This window comes from Zwartia hollandica (assembly GCF_019923725.1).
In the GTDB taxonomy this organism is placed as follows: domain Bacteria; phylum Pseudomonadota; class Gammaproteobacteria; order Burkholderiales; family Burkholderiaceae_B; genus Zwartia; species Zwartia hollandica.
Genome location: NZ_JAHXRI010000010.1, coordinates 648,115 through 669,303 on the forward strand (window position 1 = coordinate 648,115; position 21,189 = coordinate 669,303).

A 21,189-nucleotide genomic window follows, 5' to 3' on the forward strand; every position below is an offset into this window, starting at 1 on the left:
TACCTTGAAATACAAAGATCTTAGAGACTTCATTTCGCAACTCGAGCGCAATCATGACCTCAAGCGCATTCAGGTACCTGTTTCGTCCTCATTAGAAATGACTGAAATATCGGACCGTGTACTCAAAGCGCAAGGGCCAGCGCTAATTTTCGAGCAGCCAATGCATAACGGCACTCGAGCAAGCATGCCAGTCCTGACAAATTTATTTGGGACTCCCACCCGTGTCGCGCAAGGGATGGGTGCCGAGAACACCGCTGCATTGCGAGAGATCGGGGAGTTACTGGCGAGCCTGCGAGAGCCTGAGGCCCCCAAGGGACTTAAAGACGCAATAGCGAAAGTCTCCATGCTCAAAGCGGCCCTCTGGGACATGAGCCCAAAAAATGTACGCGGCGCACCTTGTCAGGAAATCGTATGGGAAGGCAATGATGTTGATCTTGCCAAACTGCCGATTCAAACCTGCTGGCCCGGAGATGTTGCACCCTTACTGACCTGGGGTCTAGTCATCACGCGCGGGCCTAATGCAAAACGCCAGAATCTCGGGATCTATCGACAACAGGTGATCGGCCGCAACAAACTCATCATGCGCTGGCTATCGCACCGAGGTGGTGCGTTGGATTTCAGGGATCACGCGCTTGCCAATCCCGGTAAACCGTTTCCCATTGCCGTCGCGCTTGGTGCGGACCCTGCAACAACACTTGGCGCGGTTACTCCCGTGCCCGACTCACTTTCGGAATATCAGTTTGCGGGGCTTCTGCGTGGCGGTCGCACCGAGGTCACGCAGGCGCTCGGTAGCAACCTCTCCGTTCCGGCGACCGCAGAAATTGTCCTTGAGGGCCACTTGCTGCCAAGTACCGACCCACGCGCCATCACCCCAAACGTACCACCTGGGGTAAATCCGCCGCCCGCTTCGGATTACGAACTTGCGCTCGAAGGACCTTTTGGTGATCACACCGGCTACTACAACGAACAAGATTGGTTTCCGGTATTCACGGTAGACCGCATCACCATGCGTCGCAATCCCATTTATCATTCCACCTACACCGGCAAGCCACCAGATGAGCCTGCAGTGCTGGGCGTTGCACTCAACGAAGTGTTTGTGCCACTACTACGCCGACAAATTCCGGAAATCGTAGACTTCTATCTGCCCCCAGAGGGATGCAGCTATCGCCTTGCTGTCGTTTCAATTCGTAAGCAATACCCCGGTCACGCGAAGCGGGTGATGTTTGGTCTCTGGAGCATTCTGCGTCAGTTTATGTACACAAAATTTATCGTTGTGGTTGACGCAGACATTAACCCACGCGACTGGAAGGAAGTGGTGTGGGCGATGACCACGCGCATGGATCCGGTACGGGATACGCTGCTTGTAGAGAACACGCCAATTGACTACCTTGATTTTGCCTCGCCCGTCTCCGGACTAGGCGGAAAAATGGGGATGGATGCGACCAATAAATGGCCGGGAGAAACACAACGAGAATGGGGCACACCTATTCAGATGGATGCCGCAACCAAGTTGCGTGTAGACGCGATTTGGAACGAGCTCGGACTATCTTAAGCAGAGCGCTTTGCGTGACGCAATAGCAGGGCAATAAAGAAAGGTCCGCCCACCAAGCTGGTGATGACACCAACCGGTATCTCTGCGGGCATCACCGCGACGCGTGCGAGCCAGTCTGCCAGCACGAGAGCGATCGCGCCCGCAACCCAAGAAAGTGGTAATAGCACCCGATGGCCTGCGCCAACCCAGCCTCTCAGAATATGTGGAATGACCAGTCCGATAAAAGCAATGCCCCCTGTCGCAGCAACGAGCGGGCCCACAAGTAGCGCGATCAAAAGAATCAACGTACGACGCACTTTTGCTATATCAAAACCAAGGTGATGTGCTTCACGCTCACCTAGCAGTAACGCATTTAGAACACGCCACTGACGGAGCAATAAGGTCGAGCAAATAAGCGTCCATGGCAGCAACCAGCCCACCTGATCCCAAGAAGCACGGGTCAAACTGCCAAGCGACCAAAAACCAAAGCTACGGAACTGAGACTCAGAAATGAAGGTGGTCACTAAACTCACCACGCTCATCATGGTGGCGTTGATCGCAATACCTGCCAACAATAAACCAGCGACTCCCGGGTAGCGTCGCCCCAAAAAATAAGCCGACAGGGTGGCGAGCATGGCGCCAATAAAACCTGCAGCGCTGGTAAACCAGTGGCTATTGAACCCAAGCAGCAGTGTTAGGACGACCCCGAGCGACGCACCGGCCGATATTCCCACAAGACCGGGCTCCGCCAAGGGATTGCGAAACAACGCTTGCATCACCGCACCGCTCAGCGCAAGCGCCCCGCCCGCCACAGCCGCGAACAAAACGCGTGGCAACCTTAGCTCTAAAAGTACGGAACGCTTTAAGGGATCAACATCCGCGCCAACGCCAACGATCGCAAATACTTCGGACCACTGTATCGGCACTGCGCCGGACTTAAGCGCCAGGATCACCGTCATCAACAACGCAAACACCGCAACCATCCACAGAAGGAACGGCCGAGTAGGAGGTGATGAAGTGATCTGCATCAACGAACCGTCTTGACCTCAATCACTGCGCGCTGACCAGCTTGTTCAATTTCCTGTTTCATCACAAGACTCACCGCAGGGCAGTACCAGTCCGTGACATAAGACTGCACCGCTGGAATGGCGATGACCACACCACGTATGTTCGCCATCGTTTGCTCGGTGCCTCGCGGATATCTAACCGGCCAACATAATTGCGGCCCTAACGCGGTATCGATCGACTGACGGGTACCCACAATTTTCTCGCCAACGCGAACCGTTAGCGCAGTGGTGGGTCCCTTGCGAGGATCCCCAATCGCAAGCCGAAAATTTTGTGGCGCCAACCGTTGTCCTGGTGCTTTGATCACAGTTCCATAACCAAAAATACTGACCATCTGCATATCAAACGCTTCTGCCTCAGCCGTCTGACCAGGACCGCTTTTAATCAGCTTCGCCTGCAAGTCGTTGGCCGTCAGGACATGATCGAGCTCCGCAGCACCTGTTAACAAACCAAACAAGGCGTAACTCGCATTACCTTTGACTTGTGCCTGACAGCTTTGTTTACCGGTTTTCTTAACATGACTAAAAGTCATGCGTGCGTTGACTTGAACGATGCCCTTACCCGTGATTTCTATCAGTCCACCATTATGAAAAAACTTGGCATCACAAATACCGGCGTGCGCTGATACGCCAGACAGTAGGACCACTACACCCAAGAGGGCATGACGAACATTCATGGGTGCTTACCAGGTTGCATCGGTTAAATTTATTTCGCGGTAAGCCAAGCGATTAACGCATTTTCAAAAGACCGCGCATCATGCGCACGATCATGATTGACCATACTGACAACTATATAGCGTTTGCCGCTGCTCGACCAGACATAGCCTGCAACGGAACGCACGTCGCGCAACGCACCCGTTTTAAGATGCGCCATAGACTTAGTAGCGGGATCGCGTAACCGGTTACGGGTCGTCCCATCAGTACCAAGAATTGCCAGCGAAGATACGTATTCAGGCATCACAGGAGACATCCACGCTTTTTGCAGCATTTGCGCCAGACTATCCGCCGATACCACCCCATTTCGAGATAAGCCGGAACCGTTATCCAATACCAGCCCCTTCATCGGCAGGCCTTGCCTTGCCAAGACGTCTTGCGCGATCTGCACACTACCTGAAACATTCGCAGGACGTCTGCCTGCCTCAGCGCCAAGCGTCAACAACAGCACACGCGTCATCACGTTATTGCTACGTTTATTAATCAAGCGAATCACCTCAGACAAAGGCGGCGACTGATGCGACGCAATGGCGGTGGCATTCGATGGAATGGAACCCGTTCGGACCTGACCGGTCATCGTGCCGCCAAGCTCTTTCCATAATGTTTGTAATACTTTTGCACCAAACTCTTGCTGGGAGAAGGCCAAACGAAACACATCAAACTCGCCACAGGACCCAGCGCCTCTGCCACTCACGCGTATCCGAACCGTCGACCCATCTGACGTGGTGTCTGTAGTCACGGCAGGTGACCCCGGACATTGTCCGTCGGCCCATTGCACGTTGCCCTCAACGACAACACCAGGGATTGGAGGGTCGATGAACGACTTCCAGGTTCGACTCGCCGGATCGGGGGAGAAAACAAGCCGAACGGCCCCAAAGCCCACCATGAAGGCATCCGGGCTAGCGTTATAAGGACGATCTGCGGCGCCGTCGAATGCACCAGGGTCTATCGTGACTTCACCAAAAACCGATCGATCCACAACGATATCGGAAATCTCTCGGATGCCCCGCAAACGCAAGTCTCGCAAGAGGCGCCACACATCTTGCAACATCAAAACAGGATCACCGCCGGCGCGAAGATACAAAGGTCCTTTCAGTACACCCTGGTCACTAACCTGAGAGTCTGGACTTAATAGGAAACTCGTATTCCACACATAATTCGGACCCAAGCGCGAGATTGCAGCGTAGGTGGTCACTAGCTTCATCACGGAGGCGGGGTTACGTGGGGTCTCGGGGGAGATTGCGAACAGTCTGGGCCCACCAATTTCCTGCACCAAGACAGACAAAGAAGACTCTGGTAGCTTGGTCTTGGCCCAGGCTTGTGCTAACTCGGGGGGCAACCCGCTCTGGGCTTGAACTTGCCATGCCGCCCCCGCACCGCCCAACAGCGTCGCCAACACCGCACACCTGCCCAGCCACATGCTGACCTTCGCTTTGCCTACGATCATTACGTCACCTATTTAGCGAGTTGAACCGACAGCATACAAAAAAAGCGTCTGCCCGGCTTAAAATGCGCCCTCTTGTAAAAAAGCGAACAAAACGCGTGTCGACCTCTTTGTCTCTTTCTGATTTTGACTACCACTTGCCGCCTGAGCTAATTGCTCAGGTGCCTGCGGCCGTGCGCTCCAGGAGCCGCTTATTGCATGTCGACTGCAAGGGCGATCGACGCGATCTTGGTTTTGGGGACTTGGTGTCCCTATTGACCTCGAAAGATTTACTGGTACTCAACGATACACGGGTCATACAAGCGCGTTTAATCGGACAGAAGTCCAGCGGCGGTAAGGTCGAGGTCTTGGTCGAACGCATTACCGAGGATAACCAAGCCCTTGCTCATGTGCGCGCTAGTAAGTCGCCGATCCCGGGCACCCTGCTGACACTGGCCGAAACGATTTCGGTCAAGGTCTTAGGCCGAAGCGACGACCTATTCGTTCTGCAGTTTGATCGGCCTGTACTCGATGCCCTCGCTGAGCATGGCGCCGTCCCCCTGCCGCCTTACATCACCCACCAGCCAGACGCAAGCGACACTGAGCGCTACCAAACCGTTTACGCTCGCGAACCCGGTGCCGTTGCTGCACCGACCGCTGGTTTGCATTTTGATCAAGAAATGTTTGAACGCCTGGATGCGCTTGGCGTAACAAGAGCCTTCGTGACCTTACATGTTGGCGCAGGAACCTTCCAACCTGTGCGCGATAACAATCTTGAAACGCACATCATGCACGCCGAGCGCTACACCGTACCACAGGCGACGATCGATGCGATTGCCCAGACAAGGGCTCAAGGTGGCCGTGTCGTTGCAGTAGGCACCACCAGTGTCCGTGCCCTAGAGTCTGCAGCCCAAGCACAACCTGCATTGACTTCTCCACAATCGGGTGACACCCGCCTGTTCATCACCCCTGGCTTTCGCTACCGGGTGGTAGACGCTATGTTGACTAACTTCCACTTGCCGCAATCTACATTACTGATGCTCGTTGCGGCCTTTATTGGGCTCGACAGTATGAAAGCCGCCTACCAGCATGCGATTGCAGAGCGCTACCGTTTTTTTAGTTACGGCGACGCAATGTTTCTCGAACAGAGGAAGACCCCATGACCGACACCCCAAAACCTGTAAACGGCCTCTCTTTTGAGCTGCAGGCTACTGACGGTCTGGCTCGTCGTGGACGCATGACGTTGAATCACGGCGTAGTCGAGACACCGATCTTTATGCCCGTAGGCACTTATGGCAGCGTCAAAGCGATGATGCCGCATGAATTAACAGAGGTCGGTGCGCAAATTGTGTTGGGGAACACCTTTCACTTGTGGTTGCGTCCAGGCACCGAAGTCATCGCCAAACACGGTGGGCTGCACGGTTTCATGCAATGGTTCGCCCCGATCCTGACGGACTCTGGCGGTTTTCAGGTATTTAGTTTGCAGGGAATGCGGAAAATTTCCGAAGAAGGCGTGAAGTTTGCCTCGCCCATCGATGGCGCAAGATTATTTCTAACGCCGGAAGAATCCATGCGGATTCAGACGGCGCTGAACTCCGACATTGCAATGGTTTTTGACGAATGCACGCCCTACATGATCAAGGACAAGCCAGCCACCTCCGAAGAGGCAGCCCGATCCATGCGTATGTCTTTGCGCTGGGCTCGCCGCTCGCGCGAAGCGTTTGATTCTCTCGAAAACCCCAACGCGTTGTTTGGCATCGTGCAGGGGGGGATGTTTGAGACCTTACGCGATGAGTCCTTAGCGGGCCTAGAAGATATCGGTTTCCAAGGCTATGCCATTGGCGGGCTCTCTGTGGGCGAACCTAAAGAAGACATGTTACGGATTTTGAAGCATGTTGCCCCCAAACTGCCGGCAAATGCCCCCCGCTACCTAATGGGAGTCGGCACACCAGAGGACTTGGTCGACGGTGTGGCTCAAGGAATCGACATGTTTGACTGTGTCATGCCCACTCGCAATGCCCGCAATGGCTGGCTATTTACCCGTTTTGGTGACGTAAAAATCCGTAATGCCCGTTACCGGGACGACACCCGACCACTAGACCCCAGTTGCAGCTGCCACACGTGCGCGAATTTTTCCCTCTCGTACTTGCATCATTTACAGCGTTCAAACGAAATAACGGGCTCAAGACTCAACACTCTTCACAACTTGCACTTCTACCTCACTATCATGCAGGAAATGCGAGAAGCCATCGCCGCGGGAAGGTTTCAAGCCTGGAGAATGCAATTTGCTCGAGATCGCGCCACCAAATCGTTACAATAGCCAGCGTTTCGCATATATCCAAAGGAGACCTTAATGTCTGCTCAATCAGTTTCCAGCCTCGTGCTGGCTCAAGCCAGCGACACGGCTGGCTCGCTAATGGGGATGGCCCCCATTATTTTGATGTTTGTCGTTTTGTACTTTTTGATGATTCGTCCCCAGATGAAACGCCAGAAAGAACACAAAGCATTGATTGCCGCGTTAGCCAAAGGTGACGAAGTCATCAGCGCTGGTGGTTTGCTGGGCACAGTGACAAAAGTCAGCGACAGCTATGTCACGATTCAAATTGCCGAGCATGGCGACAAAGCTGTAGAAGTCGTTATGCAAAAAGCATCGGTGTCAGCCGTCTTGCCAAAAGGCACGATCAAGGCGCTGTAATTTTTTTTGTACCGCCCCGCCGCATGTTGCGGTGGGGTGCAATCCCTTTTGATCCCCGTCGGCAATGAACCGCTATCCCCTTTGGAAATACCTGACGGTGCTGATCGCGGTTGTGATCGGCCTGCTCTACACCCTGCCAAACCTGTACGGCGAATCGCCCGCTGTGCAAATTTCTAGCGCCAAGGCCACACTGAAGATCGATGCTGGCATGCTCGATCGCGTGCAGGGTATTCTTCAACAGGCAAAGATCGCGAGCGCAGGTGCCTCGTTTGATCAAAACGGCCCTGTTGGAACCATACGAGTGCGTTTTGCGAACACCGACACTCAAATTCAGGCGCGCGACCTGATTGAAAAAGCACTTAACCCTAATCCATCAGATCCTAGCTATACGGTAGCACTCAACCTGTTACCTGCCTCGCCAAGCTGGTTAAGCGCAATCGGCGCCAACCCGATGTATCTGGGTCTGGATTTGCGCGGAGGGGTCCATTTCCTGCTGCAAGTTGACATGCAAGGGGCACTGACCGCTCGCTACGACTCACTGGTCACGGATCTGCGGGCCATCCTGCGCGAGCAACGCATTGAAAGCGGTGGCGTTGAACGCAGCGGCATGTCGGTTGTTTTGTCTTTCAGCAACGCGGGTACACGCGACCGTGCAATCTCTGCCTTGCGTACGCGACACCCAGACTTGCAAATGACAGAGCGCACAGATGGTGCGCGCCTGCAAGTTGTCGGTGTCTTGAGTCAAAGTGCTATCACGACAGTGCAAGCGAAAGCACTCTCTCAAAATATCACCACACTTCATAACCGGATTAATGAGCTCGGCGTGGCCGAGCCTGTCATACAACAACAAGGATCTGACAGGATTGTTGTGCAATTGCCTGGTGTCCAAGATGTGGCAAAAGCAAAGGATATTCTGGGCCGTACGGCGACCCTTGAAATTCGTATGGTGGATGACACCCCCGCAGCGGCAAGTGCGCTGGCCGCTGGCACAGTTCCGTTTGGTCTTGAGCGTTATCAAGACCGAGACGGACGACCCATTCTTGTTCGACGCCAGGTTGTGTTAACAGGTGAAAACTTGCAAGACGCACAAGCGGGGCGTGACAGCCAATCACAACAAGCCGCTGTTCATCTGACACTTGACCAAAAAGGCGCACGCATCTTCCGCGACGTGACACGCGACAACGTTGGCAAGCGTATGGCTATTTTGCTATTTGAAAAGGGTCGTGGTGAGGTAGTCACAGCGCCAGTCATTCGTGGCGAAATCCCTGGCGGGCAAGTTCAAATATCAGGCAGCATGAGCGCAGAAGAAGCCGCAGATACTGCACTGCTATTGCGTGCGGGCTCACTGGCAGCTCCTATGGAAATCATTGAGGAGCGTACGATCGGACCAAGCTTAGGAGCCGACAATATCGCCAAAGGCTTTAACTCAACGCTCTATGGCTTCATTGCGATCGCTATTTTCATGCTGGTCTACTACCACCTGTTTGGAGCGTTCTCCACTGCCGGCTTAGCTCTGAACATTCTGTTGTTGCTTGCAATCTTGTCAATGCTGCAAGCGACCCTGACCTTACCGGGTATTGCTGCGATCGCACTGACGCTTGGCATGGCAATTGATGCGAACGTCCTGATTAATGAACGGATACGTGAAGAGTTGCGTAACGGCGAATCACCACAAAACGCCATCCATCTAGGATTTGAACGCGCCTGGGGCACGATTCTTGACTCGAACCTCACCACGCTCATCGTTGGTGTTGCGCTCTTGGTTTTTGGTACAGGACCGGTTCGAGGCTTTGCGGTCGTGCACTGCCTCGGCATTCTGACCTCGATGTTCTCGGCTGTTGTTGGTGTGCGTGCACTAGCCAACCTCTGGTACGGTCACAAAAAGAAGCTCCAATCGATCTCGATTGGAACAGTCTGGAAACCAAAGGACTGACATCATGGAATTATTCCGAATCGGCCGCACCATCCCATTCATGCGCAATGCGCTGGTGCTGAATGCCATTAGCTTCCTCACCTTCGTTGCTGCCGTATTCTTCATAGCAATCAGAGGTTTTCATCTGTCGATTGAATTCACAGGTGGAACGGTCATGGAGGTGAACTACGCTCAAGCCGCTCAGCTCGAGAAAGTCCGTTCTGCATTGACGGGGCTCGGATACACCGACTTTCAGGTGCAGAACTTTGGTACCTCGCGCGACGTCATGATCCGGCTGCCACTTGCCGCAGGACAAAGCTCAGCGACACAAAGTGACACCGTCATGAAGGCGCTAAAGGCGTCAGACTCAACAGTCGAATTACGACGCGTTGAATTCGTTGGTCCTCAAGTGGGTAAGGAACTTGTTGAGAACGGGTTGCTAGCCCTGCTTTTTGTGGTGATTGGCATCACGATATATCTTGCAGTGCGTTTCGAATGGAAGTTCGCTGTCGCTGGTGTGCTGGCGAACCTCCATGACGTGGTGATTATTCTCGGCTTCTTTGCGTTTTTTCAGTGGGAGTTTTCTCTCTCTGTTTTAGCAGGCGTACTGGCGGTTCTTGGGTATTCGGTAAACGAATCCGTGGTGATCATGGACCGAATTCGTGAAAACTTCCGTCGGGATCGTGGCGCAACCGTCCGCGAAGTTATTGATGGCGCCATCACACAAACCATTTCTCGAACCATCATCACGCACGGCTCTACGCAAATGATGGTACTGGCCATGCTCATTTTTGGTGGTCCCACCCTGCACTACTTTGCCCTCGCACTCACAATCGGCATTTGGTTTGGTATTTATTCTTCCGTGTTTGTGGCTGCCGCCATTGCGATGTGGCTCGGCATCAAACGCGAAGACATGATTAAACCGATCAAAAAGGCCGATGAAGTCGAAGAGGTTTATCAAGAATAATTTTTCTGCCCACGGGATCAACACCCGCTCCGGCAATATCATGCAAAACAAAGACAATGCTGTACCGGGTGATAAACCCGCAAATCCAAAAAGAGTATTCATTCGTACCTTCGGGTGCCAGATGAATGAATACGACTCCGACAAGATGCTCGATGTGCTTGGCCAAGAGCGCGGGGTCGTCGTCACAAATAATCCTGAAGATGCCGACGTCATCCTCTTTAATACCTGCTCGGTGCGCGAAAAAGCGCAGGAAAAAGTATTTTCAGATCTCGGCAGAGTCAAACATCTTAAGGCCTTAAACCCGGATCTCATCATTGGCGTAGGCGGTTGCGTTGCCAGTCAGGAAGGCAGCTCTATTGTCGATCGCGCCCCCTATGTCGATGTCGTGTTTGGGCCCCAAACGCTACACCGGCTACCAGACCTGATTGCACGACGCAAGGCCGAGGGCCGTTCACAAGTCGACATCAGTTTCCCTGAAATTGAAAAGTTTGATGCGATGCCGCCGGCGCGCGTGCAAGGCGCCACTGCCTTCGTGTCGATCATGGAAGGCTGCAGCAAGTATTGCAGCTTTTGTGTCGTGCCTTATACCCGTGGTGAAGAGATGTCACGGCCGTTCGAAGATGTGTTGATCGAAGTCGCTGACTTGGCCGATCAAGGTGTAAAAGAAGTGACCTTGCTTGGTCAAAACGTGAATGCATACCGCGGCAAGATGGCGGAGGACGAACATGGCAAGACTGAGATTGCCGACTTTGCGACGCTATTGGAGTACGTGCACGAGATTCCCGGCATCGAACGCATTCGCTACACAACATCGCATCCAAAGGAAATGACTGCGCGCATGATCGACGTCTATGCGCGTCTACCAAAGCTTGTCTCTTTTTTACACTTACCAGTGCAGGCGGGTAGCGATCGTGTACTCGCCGCGATGAAGCGTGGCTACACCGCGATTGAATTCAAATCGGTCGTACGTAAGCTGCGGGCTGCACGTCCCGGCTTGACGCTTTCTTCAGACTTTATTGTTGGCTTCCCGGGGGAAACCGAAGAAGACTTCGAAAAAACAATGAAGCTTATCGACGATATCGGCTTTGACACCTCGTTTTCGTTCGTCTACTCGCGCCGTCCCGGCACCCCAGCCGCTGACCTCACTGACGACACACCTCAAACTGTGAAGCTGCAGCGTTTACAAAAACTACAAGCGCGTATTAATGAACAGGCCCACGCCATCGCACGCAGCATGGTGGGCTCAACCCAACGAATCTTAGTGGAGGGTACATCCACACGCGATGCGAACGAATTAAGTGGCCGTACAGAGAATAATCGCATCGTGAATTTTGCTGGTCACCCGCGCTTAATCGGTCAAATGATTGATGTCGTGATCACCGATGCAATGACCAACACCTTTCGTGGACGCGTGGCACACACATGAGTCGCTCACCCGCCAAAACTTCGACGCGTGGCCGCGTCGTCCCAGTAAAAGTCAAACTGGAAGGTAGCAACCAGCAGCTTTCTAATCTGTGCGGGCCATTGGATGAGAATCTACGACGAATCGCGGACGGCCTTGATCTGGATCTTTCTCGACAAGCGGATACGATTTCCCTGCGGGGCCCTTACGCCGAAGCTGCGGGAACAATGTTGTTAGCCTTATTTGAGCGTGCCGCACAGCGTGCGCTGTCTATTGATGACATACAGCTTGCCTTGGTTGAGATTGGCGTTGGCCGCTTAGCGCATCCAGCCGTTCAGCAATTCGACCCCAAAGATTTTCCTCCGCTCGATGATGAAAGCGGTACGATCGCGCTACGCACGCGCCGCAGCGATTTGCGTCCTCGCACGCCACGTCAGCGGGATTACTTGAACAACATTTTGAAGCATGACATCACTTTCGGAGTTGGCCCTGCCGGCACGGGGAAGACCTGGCTCGCAGTCGCCTGCGCAATTGATGCCATGGAGCGCGACACAGTTCAGCGTCTCATTTTGACGAGGCCAGCGGTCGAGGCAGGCGAGCGTCTGGGGTTCTTACCCGGAGACCTCGCACAAAAAGTTGACCCATATTTGCGCCCGCTCTACGACGCACTATACGACTTAATGGGCTTTGAACGCGTACAACGTCTGTTTGAAAAACAAACCATTGAGATCGCACCGCTCGCCTACATGCGAGGACGCACGCTGAATCACGCCTTTGTGATCCTAGATGAAGCACAAAACACCACGCCAGAGCAAATGAAAATGTTTCTGACACGTATTGGCTTTGGCAGCAAAGCAGTCATCACTGGCGACCCCTCGCAAGTCGATCTTCCCAAAGGCCACAAAAGTGGGCTCGCCCATGCTGTTCAGGTGCTGCAAGATGTGAAGGGAATTGCGATGACCAAATTCACTAGCAAAGATGTTGTGCGTCATCCTTTGGTTGCGCGCATCGTGGATGCCTATGAGCAAGCCGAACAAACCAACAGTTAAGCTCGCACTGGCAGTTCAATACGGCGTGTCAGCGCCGCTCTTGCCACGCTGGCGCATTCGGCGCTGGGTACAACGCTCTTTAATAGCCGCTCTGCGCGATCAAGCTTTTACATTTTCTACTTTTGCGGTCGTCGTAAGAATAGAAGGCACAGCGGATGCGCGCGCCCTTAACGCGCAATATCGTGACAAAGACTACGCCACCAACGTTTTGACCTTTGAGTACGGTCTAGCACCGGATGGCATTGCGTCAGCCGACATCGTGCTGTGCTTGCCGATTATTAAGCAAGAAGCGCGCACGCAACGCAAAGACTTTCTTTGTCATGCGGCACACCTGACTGTGCACGGAACATTACACGCGCTCGGTTATGACCACTTGCGCGTCCGTGATGCAAAAAAAATGGAAGCTCTTGAAATTGAAATTCTCGCCGAAATGGGAATAAGTGATCCTTATTACCTGGCATAACGCCTCTCTCGAACACCATTCGTCGGAGATACACAACTAATCGGCCACTTTCAGGTTATCCTAAGGCTTCCTCCACTCTGTCCCCGGACAATGTCAGATCCCTATCCTGCTGCCGAAGTGACCAGCCCTTCGGCCAAGTCAAACAGACCCCGCCTGCTAGATCGCCTGCTTTCCCTTATGCGCCGTGAGCCCGAAGATCGGGAAGGTATCGTATCGGTGCTCGAGGCCGCGCGCGAACGTAATCTCATCGATGCCGACGCCTACTCGATGCTGAAAGGCACCTTGGCTGTCGCCGAACAGACCGCGATGGATGTCATGGTGCCGCGGGGCAGGATGGATATGCTTGATGTCGAGGAGCCAATCACTGCCCTCATGCCTGAAATCATTGAGACCGCACACTCGCGATTCCCCGTGTTTGAAGGCAGTCGTGACAATATCATCGGTATTGTGATGACCAAAGATCTACTACGTTTAATGGTGACTCCCGATTTATCTCTCAAAGACTTCGTCCGTCCTGCGATTTTCATACCTGAAACAAAACGCTTGAATGTTTTGCTACAAGAGTTCAGACGCAATCGGAACCACCTAGCGATTGTGATTGATGAACATGGTGGCATTACCGGCCTGGTCACACTCGAAGATGTACTCGAACAAATCGTCGGATCGATCGAAGACGAATATGACGTCGATGGAGAGAAAACCATTTTTTCCGATGGAATACGCGCTTGGCGTATTCTTGCTACAACTGAAATCGAAGCGGTCAATGCGGCACTTAACACCGATATTCCGGTGGGCGAGTACGATACCGTTGGCGGATGGCTGGCACACGAGCTTGGAAGAATTCCCAAGCGGGGTGATATTCAACAGCACGGAGACTATCGGTTTGAAGTTATGCGTGCTGATGCACGACGCGCGCTATGGCTGCGCGTGAAACAGCGCACGGGAGCTGAATCCCTCCGGGTTCCCCAAACATCGTGAGGCATTTCTGGCTCAAATGGCGTTTAGCCTTTGGGCTACTCGCCGCAGGTGCAACGCAAGCGCTCACTTATGCACCAGAGCCTCTGCCCAGTTGGTCCCTAAGCTTTGTCCAATTCGCGACGATGGCGCTACTGGTGGCTTGGGTCTGGCGCGCGCCGAGTCCGTTACACGCCGCTCGTCGGGCTTGGCTCTTCGGATTAGCGCACTTTGCAGTTGGGCTTTACTGGCTAACGATCAGTATGCATGTGTATGGATTGATGCCACTGCCCATTGCAATTATTTCGCTGCTCGCGCTGAGCGGCTATCTTTCACTTTTTATCGCACTTGCCGCTTGGTTGACGAGGCGCTTTGGCTTTGACCCTACCCGCGCACCGAACGCGCTGAGTGCGCCAGTTTGGGCTTCTCTCATTTGGGCCGCTGCCTGGACGTTTAGTGAATGGCTACGGGCAAACTTGTTCACTGGCTTTCCTTGGTTAAGTAGTGGCTACGCGCATGTGGATAGCTGGTTCGCACCGTGGGCAAGCCTGCTCGGTGTGTACGGGGTATCTTTTATCACCGCCTTTGTGGCTGCAGTGATCGCAGGGCTGATCATGAAAGACCCACAAAAGCGCGTTGCCTCTCAACCGTCGTACGCAATGGCAGGTGTCATCGCACTAATGATCGGATTACTCGGCTGGGGTCTTGGGAAAATAAACTGGACACAACCGGTTGGCTCGCCAATCGCATTGCGCCTCATACAAGGCAATATCGAACAAGGGCTCAAATTTACGCCCGCTCACTTGCAAGAGGCGATTGCTCAGCATCTGAAGTTGGCCCAAACACCAACCCCGACAAATAGCCCAACACCGGCGGCCATCCTTTTACCTGAGACGGTGCTGGCCGTTTTTCAGCATCAACTCGCACCCTCGGTTTGGCAGGCGTGGATCGAGGTGGCAAAGCAACAGTCTGCGACACTGCTGATGGGAAGCGCACTTTTCAACGCACAGGACCGCAGCTATACCAACAGCGTGATCGGCATCACCCCGGACACGACCGTCGAACAAGTCCAACTCGCGGCAACTGGTTTACGCTATGACAAGCATCATCTCGTGCCTTTCGGAGAATTCATCCCCTGGGGATTTCGTTGGTTCGTAGACTTGATGTCAATTCCGATGGGCGATTTCCATCGCGGCGCGAAGTCCCAGCCTCCATTCCTCGTGAAAGACCAGCACATTGCTGCAAACATTTGCTACGAAGATATCTTCGGCGATGAACTGCTTAGCGCAATTACTCAAACGCCGAACACGGTATCTACGATATCCGGTGCGACCATCCTCGCTAACTTTAGCAATCTTGGTTGGTTTGGTGACTCCTGGGCATTGCGACAACACTGGCAAATGGCACGCATGCGCTCCATCGAAACCTCTCGACCAATGGTGCGCGCAACAAACACAGGTGTTACGGGCGCAATCAATCAGCACGGACAAGTGATCGCAACATTACCCACGCATCGCTCCGGGGTACTAGATGTCAGTGTGCAAGGGCAGCAAGGTACAACGCCCTACGCACGCGTTGGCGACTGGGCAAGTTTGCTGCTATCGCTTGCCATACTGAGCGCAGCACTGTTGATGAAAGCACGCGTTGACAAGCGGCAGCACCCAACCGCATGAGCGCAATCCGCATAGAAGCGCTCGACCGAATGGGTGACATTAACGCCAAACTTTGGGATGCACTTGTCAGCGAAACCGGTGGCTCTGTCCTTAGCAGCCACGCCTTTTTAAGCGCCTTTGAAGAATCAACAAGCGTCTCCATAAAGACCGGTTGGCAACCCAAACACGTTGTCTTGCGCGACGAGTCGGGAGCACTAATTGCCGCAATACCTCTTTATGCGAAAAGCCACTCGTATGGTGAGTTCGTCTTTGACTGGGCATGGGCAGAGGCTTACGAGCGCCACGGCCTCGCCTACTATCCAAAGTGGCTAAGTGCGATCCCGTTTACACCAGTACCAGGTGCAAGGCTACTCTGTGCCCCAAAGAACCGAGCGCTTGCGGCACGCGCGTTGGTGCAATGGGCTAAAGAAAGCAAACTCTCCTCCCTGCATGTCCTCTACACCTCGCCAGAGGACCAAGAGGCGCTTTGTGCAGCAGGGTGCATGCCTCGCACGCATACCCAGTTCCACTGGCTAAACAAGGGCTGGGAGAGTTTCGACGACTTTCTCTCGAGCCTAACCCAGAGCAAGCGTAAAAAAATTCGTGCTGAGCGTCGTAAAGTAAAAGACGCTGGGGTCACCACCCGCGTGTTGACCGGCAGCGAGATCCAAGCAGCCGACTGGGAGTTTTTTTATCAGTGCTACGCAAACACGTATGCTCTACGAGGCAACCCTCCGTATTTAACACCCGCTTTTTTTACTTGGGTCGGACATACACTTTCCGAGCATTGTGTCGTGACCCTCGCCTACCGAGACAACAAACCCATCGCCGCCTCACTGCTCTGGCTAGATACCGTCAACGGACAGCGCAAACTGTATGGACGATACTGGGGGGCAGTCGAGCATGTCGACTGCCTCCACTTTGAACTGGCCTACTACACCCCCCTTGAGTGGGCGCTCTCGCACGACATCGCAGTGATAGAAGGTGGGGCCCAAGGCGAGCACAAACTTGCGCGAGGGTTCGAGCCCGTACAGACTTTGTCGGCGCACTGGTTGGCCCACTCAGGATTCGCCGATGCGGTCGAAAAGTTCCTGGAGAAAGAGCGTACGGGGGTCAATCAATATATCGGCGCCCTAAAATCGCCTTTTCGGGCGGAAATCGGCGACTGATCAAGGCTTTACAGAAGCCTCCCGACTTGCGCTAGAGCCAAAATTTGTGCATAATCCCGTTTCTTCGCTAACGACACACTGCGGGCTGTATGCCGAGTGCCAAAATCGAAGGCAGTCCCTCCAAAGCGCTATCAGTTCGGTTCTTTAGTGGTCTGTGCTGAAATTTTTGGGGGTATAGCTCAGCTGGGAGAGCGCTTGCATGGCATGCAAGAGGTCAGCGGTTCGATCCCGCTTACCTCCACCAGTTAAAGCGAAGAATGCATTAGTCCTGTCCCCTTCGTCTAGAGGCCTAGGACATCACCCTTTCACGGTGAGTACAGGGGTTCGAATCCCCTAGGGGACGCCAGTTTTCTGGTTCGTTTAGTAGGCAGTAACCGCTGCGGAGCGGTAGTTCAGTTGGTTAGAATACCGGCCTGTCACGCCGGGGGTCGCGGGTTCGAGTCCCGTCCGCTCCGCCACAAATCAATGAGAACCCTAGCCGATGCGCTGGGGTTTTTTCTTTTTCAGCGGCATATTCAAATGCTTGGCTTTAATATTGGGTCATCTATCGCGATTCGGGGGTTGTCTATCCCAGAGCCACGTAGTGGTAACCTAATAGCCGTTAACGATGTGCACACAACAGTGCACGACAGTCTTTATTTATAGGGTGGATGACATGCTACTGAAAAAACTACTAATAACAGCGCTGACCGGTCTAGTCTGCGTAATGGCAGGCGGGGTTCAGGCTCAGGGTGACTTTCCAAACAAGCCCGTCAAAATCATCGTCCCTTTTCCTCCTGGACAAGCGACTGATATCGTTGCACGCTTATTAGCAGACGGTCTGACAAAGGTTTGGGGCCAACAAGTCATCGTTGACAACCGCGCAAGCACCATCGCCGGTATGCTCGCTGGCAAAACTGCACCGAATGATGGCTACACACTAACGTTTGGTACAAGCGGTTCGATCGGAGTCAACCCAAGTCTGTATCCAAAATTGCCCTACGATCCACAAAAAGACTTTGTGATGGTTAACGGTGTGTTTATCGTGCCCTTAATGATCATTGCACACCCCTCGTCGCCCTTCAACACGCTAGGCGAATTAATCGCTGGTGCAAAGAAGAATCCGAACGCGTTAAACGTCGGCTATGCTGGTATCGGCACTTCGCAACACCTGACAGGCGAGCTTTTCAAGAGTACGGCTGGTATTGACTTTACCGGTGTGGCTTACAAAGGTAGCGGTCCTGCAATGACAGACCTGCTCGGTGGGCAAATTACGCTCTCCGTCGACAGCCTGGCCTCTGCCTTGCCACAAATCAAAGCTGGAAAAATCAAAGCGATTGCGATGACAAGCGAAAAGCGCGTCCCGCAGCTACCTGATGTCCCGACGGTCGCGGAGCTTGGCTTTCCTGGGTTTGAGGGTAGCGGCTGGGGCGGTTTGATTGCACCAGCAGGTACCCCACCCGCGATTGTGGAAAAGATTAGTGCTGATGTGCGCAAGCTCGTCAATGACCCTGACTTCCAGAAACGAATCATCGATCGCGGTGCAATCCCTGATCCGCGTGATGCGAAAGAGTGGACAAAGTTTGTCAATGCCGAAATCGTGAAGTGGGCTGGTGTTATTAAGCAGGCCAACATTAAGGTCGACTAAATAGATGAACACTCAGCGCACAAACTACTGCCTGCGCCCGCTTTGGACGACGGCATGTGCGTTAGCTGCGCTGACACTCACACCACTTTCGCATGCGTACGCTCCACTCAATACAGACGATGCAGGTACCGTCGGACACAAGACGAACCAAGTCGAACTGTACGGCAGCTTTGCCAAAGAGTACGGTGCGGGGGGTGAGCAAATCGATCCAACGAGCGCAACTGTCGATTACGAAGGGGGAGGTGCCGTACGCGCTGCACCGTTTACCTACACGCGAGGCATCACCGATGAGCTTGATGCATTTGTTGGTGCAACTTACTACGGCAGCCCCAAAGGCAGTTTCTCTTCCATCACCAATTACTCTTTTGGCCTGAAATGGCGGTTTTACGGCGATGGGGAGACTGGGCTAAATCTCGCGATCAAGCCACAAGTGATTCTTCCCGCGACAAGCGCGCAGCAAAACTATGGGGTAGGGAACGCAGCACTTAACTACGGCGTGATTGCGATTGCCTCGTATTTTTGGGAAGAGGCGGAGTTGCACGCCAACGTTGCGTACCTGCGTGCCCCTTACAACACAAGTCAATCGGTTGGTTTTAGTAACGATCCGAATCGAACAAATCTCTATTCGGTTTCGCTCGCGCCGGTATGGCGTGTTACACCGCAGTTCAAACTGGCTTTAGATGCGGGCATCAACACGAATCCCGTCGTTGCAGATCAGTCCTTCATCAATTACGGTATGGTCGCAGCGATTTATTCGCCTACAAAAACGCTCGATCTCGGTTTGTCATTTCAGCGCTACGCAGCTAATTTTGGTAGCGTATTTTCTGGGTCGGGAGCGTATACAAATCGCATTCAAGCAGGCGTCACCTGGCGCTTTGACTAACGACACCATCGCAATTCTTTGGGCCAATAAAAAATGCCACATCGAGCTTACTCGTGTGGCATTTTTTACAGCCTAACTATTTAGATCGCTTTGAGCATTGAAGCAGCGTCACTGACTTCGTACTTGCCAGCCGCTTCGATATGCAGAACCTTGACTACGCCGTCAACAATGTACGCAGCATAACGTTGCGAACGAACTCCCATGCCACGGGCAGTGAGGTCAAGCTCAAGACCGAGCGCTTTTGTCCACTGTGCAGCACCGTCACCCATCATGCGGACTTTGCTACCCACTTTCTGGTCACGTCCCCAAGCACCCATGACGAACGCATCGTTCACAGCAACGCACCACACTTCATCAACGCCTTTTGCTTTGATAGCGGCGTTATGCTCGACATAGCTAGGCACATGCTTGGCGGAGCACGTTGGTGTAAAGGCGCCTGGCAAGGCGAACATTAAGATCTTTTTGCCTTTGACCAAATCAGCAACTTGGAAGTTGTTTGGGCCAAGAGTGCAACCTGCTGTTTCTGTTTCAATGAATTCTGTGAGTGTTGCGTCGGGCACTCGGTCGCCAACTTTGATTGTCATGAGCTCTCTCCTCGGGCATCACGGGCAGCGATGGCTGCCACACTTGAACCCAGCTAGACCGCTATCATAAGCCAGTCAGGCAAGAAATGAGTCTGCTCCCGCTGCTCATTCCCACATGAGTAGCGGGGTTATATTTGATGACGAAGAACTACTTGGTAGGCTTAGGCTCGTCTTTCACCCGGTACACCAACACTGGCATATGCGTCAAAGCTAAAACCTTGGTTGTCACACTACCTAGAAGCAGTCGCGACAAGCCACTACGACCATGGCTACCGATAAAGATCATGTCACAACCGTAGTCCTGTGCCGCTTGCACAATCCCATCAGCAATATTGAAGTTCGAGACAGCGTGCACAGTCGCTTTGACATTCGCCGTGTCCGCTCGATCTAGAATCGACTTTAGATACTTTTTAGCTTGCTCGGCATTGGCTTGCTCGTAATCAGTATCTGAGACTGCATACGCTGCTGACATCCCATCGAAACCAATCGTCGCAGCAAAAGGCTGCGTGACGTAGAGCGCTACAACTTCGGCGCCAGTCGCCCGGGCGTAGCTAATCCCAGCATTCGCCGACTGCACAGATAAAGGTGAGCCGTCGGTAGGAATCAATACTTTTTTAAACATGGCCAGACCCCTTTAAATAGAAATTAACAGTTTCATACTAAACGGGTCGCTACAACAATTCCAGCAACATTTGCGCTGGAGTTGACGCAAATCAACCGTTTCCGGTTGCGGCCCGATACAACACCGTACAGCGGGTGCCCGAACGGCAATAAGCCAGCACAGGCGCAGGCATTGTGTGCAATAGCTCAGCAAAACGAGCCACATCATCTTGGGTCATCGCACCGCTGACCACTGGCTGATACTCCACCCGCAAACCTGCTTCGCGCGCAGCTGCTGAAACCTGCTCAGCCGTTGGCTGATCCGGGCCCGCTTCATAGTCCGGGCGGTTAATGATGACGCTTTTAAACCCAGCGGCCGCAACCGCTGCCATATCAGAGGGCTGCAACTGCGGCGCTACAGCGAAATCAGGGGTGATGGAATTAATGGGCGTCGACACGAAACAGCTCCGAGAGAAATAGGCTAGATCAAGCTAGCGTTG

The 21,189-nt window shown here is 53.4% G+C and carries 20 protein-coding genes and 3 tRNA genes; 17 read left to right on the forward strand and 6 right to left on the reverse strand.

All coding sequences use genetic code 11. The annotated features are described in order from the left end of the window. Positions 1–4 precede the first annotated feature (4 nt). Complete coding sequence (locus KZZ10_RS13850; protein ID WP_259662110.1) at positions 5–1,552, forward strand: UbiD family decarboxylase; 1,548 nt, start codon at positions 5–7, stop codon at positions 1,550–1,552. On the opposite strand, the gene KZZ10_RS13855 is transcribed toward KZZ10_RS13850, so the two are convergent. Genes KZZ10_RS13855 through dacB form a run of 3 tightly spaced genes read right to left on the reverse strand, consistent with a single transcriptional unit; the run spans position 1,549 to position 4,756 of the window. Then, entirely contained in the window at positions 1,549–2,514 is a 966-nt protein-coding gene (locus tag KZZ10_RS13855) for a FecCD family ABC transporter permease (RefSeq protein WP_375372579.1), read from the reverse strand. The two genes, KZZ10_RS13850 and KZZ10_RS13855, sit on opposite strands and share 4 nt — an antisense overlap. A gap of 44 nt (positions 2,515–2,558) precedes the next feature. Further along, positions 2,559–3,272, reverse strand: a complete 714-nt coding sequence (locus KZZ10_RS13860; protein ID WP_259662112.1) for a hypothetical protein — start codon at positions 3,270–3,272, stop codon at positions 2,559–2,561. Positions 3,273–3,301: 29 nt separating this feature from the next. Beyond that, on the reverse strand, positions 3,302–4,756 hold the full coding sequence (gene dacB, locus KZZ10_RS13865; RefSeq protein WP_375372574.1) for a D-alanyl-D-alanine carboxypeptidase/D-alanyl-D-alanine endopeptidase: 1,455 nt from the start codon (positions 4,754–4,756) through the stop codon (positions 3,302–3,304). 62 nt (positions 4,757–4,818) lie between these two features. On the opposite strand from dacB, the gene queA reads away from it, so the two are divergent. The 16 genes from queA (at position 4,819) to KZZ10_RS13945 (ending at position 19,505) form a co-directional block, all read left to right on the forward strand. Further along, complete coding sequence (gene queA, locus KZZ10_RS13870) at positions 4,819–5,895, forward strand: tRNA preQ1(34) S-adenosylmethionine ribosyltransferase-isomerase QueA (protein ID WP_259662113.1); 1,077 nt, start codon at positions 4,819–4,821, stop codon at positions 5,893–5,895. Continuing rightward, positions 5,892–7,052: a tRNA guanosine(34) transglycosylase Tgt gene (gene tgt / locus KZZ10_RS13875; protein ID WP_259662114.1), complete on the forward strand. Its 1,161-nt coding sequence runs from the start codon at positions 5,892–5,894 to the stop codon at positions 7,050–7,052. Before queA ends, tgt begins: the two co-directional genes overlap by 4 nt. Positions 7,053–7,085: 33 nt before the next feature. After that, positions 7,086–7,427 (forward strand): preprotein translocase subunit YajC, encoded by a 342-nt coding sequence (gene yajC / locus KZZ10_RS13880; RefSeq protein WP_259662115.1) that lies wholly within the window; start codon positions 7,086–7,088, stop codon positions 7,425–7,427. A gap of 64 nt (positions 7,428–7,491) precedes the next feature. Then, a complete protein-coding gene (gene secD / locus KZZ10_RS13885; protein WP_259662116.1) occupies positions 7,492–9,360 on the forward strand; it encodes a protein translocase subunit SecD in 1,869 nt (622 codons plus the stop codon). Between the two features lie 4 nt (positions 9,361–9,364). After that, entirely contained in the window at positions 9,365–10,306 is a 942-nt protein-coding gene (gene secF, locus KZZ10_RS13890; RefSeq protein WP_259662117.1) for a protein translocase subunit SecF, read from the forward strand. 40 nt (positions 10,307–10,346) lie between these two features. Further along, positions 10,347–11,732 (forward strand): tRNA (N6-isopentenyl adenosine(37)-C2)-methylthiotransferase MiaB, encoded by a 1,386-nt coding sequence (gene miaB / locus KZZ10_RS13895; protein WP_259662225.1) that lies wholly within the window; start codon positions 10,347–10,349, stop codon positions 11,730–11,732. After that, a complete protein-coding gene (locus KZZ10_RS13900) occupies positions 11,729–12,757 on the forward strand; it encodes a PhoH family protein (RefSeq protein ID WP_259662118.1) in 1,029 nt (342 codons plus the stop codon). Before miaB ends, KZZ10_RS13900 begins: the two co-directional genes overlap by 4 nt. Beyond that, positions 12,729–13,220 (forward strand): rRNA maturation RNase YbeY, encoded by a 492-nt coding sequence (ybeY, locus tag KZZ10_RS13905; protein ID WP_259662119.1) that lies wholly within the window; start codon positions 12,729–12,731, stop codon positions 13,218–13,220. The genes KZZ10_RS13900 and ybeY overlap by 29 nt, the downstream gene beginning before the upstream one ends. A gap of 90 nt (positions 13,221–13,310) precedes the next feature. Further along, positions 13,311–14,198 carry a CorC family transporter gene (locus KZZ10_RS13910; RefSeq protein WP_259662120.1) on the forward strand — a complete coding sequence of 296 codons (888 nt, stop codon included), beginning with the start codon at positions 13,311–13,313 and terminating at the stop codon, positions 14,196–14,198. Next, a complete protein-coding gene (gene lnt / locus KZZ10_RS13915; RefSeq protein WP_259662121.1) occupies positions 14,195–15,847 on the forward strand; it encodes an apolipoprotein N-acyltransferase in 1,653 nt (550 codons plus the stop codon). Before KZZ10_RS13910 ends, lnt begins: the two co-directional genes overlap by 4 nt. Further along, entirely contained in the window at positions 15,844–16,995 is a 1,152-nt protein-coding gene (locus KZZ10_RS13920; RefSeq protein ID WP_259662122.1) for a GNAT family N-acetyltransferase, read from the forward strand. The genes lnt and KZZ10_RS13920 overlap by 4 nt, the downstream gene beginning before the upstream one ends. A 168-nt stretch (positions 16,996–17,163) precedes the next feature. Further along, a tRNA-Ala gene (locus tag KZZ10_RS13925) sits at positions 17,164–17,239 on the forward strand. A 26-nt stretch (positions 17,240–17,265) separates the two neighbouring features. Further along, positions 17,266–17,341, forward strand: a tRNA-Glu gene (locus KZZ10_RS13930). Positions 17,342–17,376: 35 nt separating this feature from the next. Continuing rightward, positions 17,377–17,453, forward strand: a tRNA-Asp gene (locus KZZ10_RS13935). A 197-nt stretch (positions 17,454–17,650) separates the two neighbouring features. After that, positions 17,651–18,622, forward strand: a complete 972-nt coding sequence (locus KZZ10_RS13940; RefSeq protein WP_259662123.1) for a Bug family tripartite tricarboxylate transporter substrate binding protein — start codon at positions 17,651–17,653, stop codon at positions 18,620–18,622. Positions 18,623–18,626: 4 nt separating this feature from the next. Then, positions 18,627–19,505 carry a hypothetical protein gene (locus tag KZZ10_RS13945; RefSeq protein ID WP_259662124.1) on the forward strand — a complete coding sequence of 293 codons (879 nt, stop codon included), beginning with the start codon at positions 18,627–18,629 and terminating at the stop codon, positions 19,503–19,505. Positions 19,506–19,585: 80 nt separating this feature from the next. Here KZZ10_RS13945 and KZZ10_RS13950 read toward each other — a convergent pair whose 3' ends face one another. The 3 genes from KZZ10_RS13950 to KZZ10_RS13960 all read right to left on the reverse strand — a co-directional run bounded on the left by KZZ10_RS13950 (position 19,586) and on the right by KZZ10_RS13960 (position 21,147). Continuing rightward, a complete protein-coding gene (locus tag KZZ10_RS13950) occupies positions 19,586–20,089 on the reverse strand; it encodes a peroxiredoxin (protein ID WP_259662125.1) in 504 nt (167 codons plus the stop codon). A 148-nt stretch (positions 20,090–20,237) separates the two neighbouring features. Continuing rightward, complete coding sequence (locus KZZ10_RS13955; RefSeq protein WP_259662126.1) at positions 20,238–20,711, reverse strand: universal stress protein; 474 nt, start codon at positions 20,709–20,711, stop codon at positions 20,238–20,240. A gap of 91 nt (positions 20,712–20,802) precedes the next feature. Beyond that, positions 20,803–21,147 (reverse strand): protein tyrosine phosphatase family protein, encoded by a 345-nt coding sequence (locus tag KZZ10_RS13960; protein ID WP_259662127.1) that lies wholly within the window; start codon positions 21,145–21,147, stop codon positions 20,803–20,805. Positions 21,148–21,189: the final 42 nt, after the last annotated feature.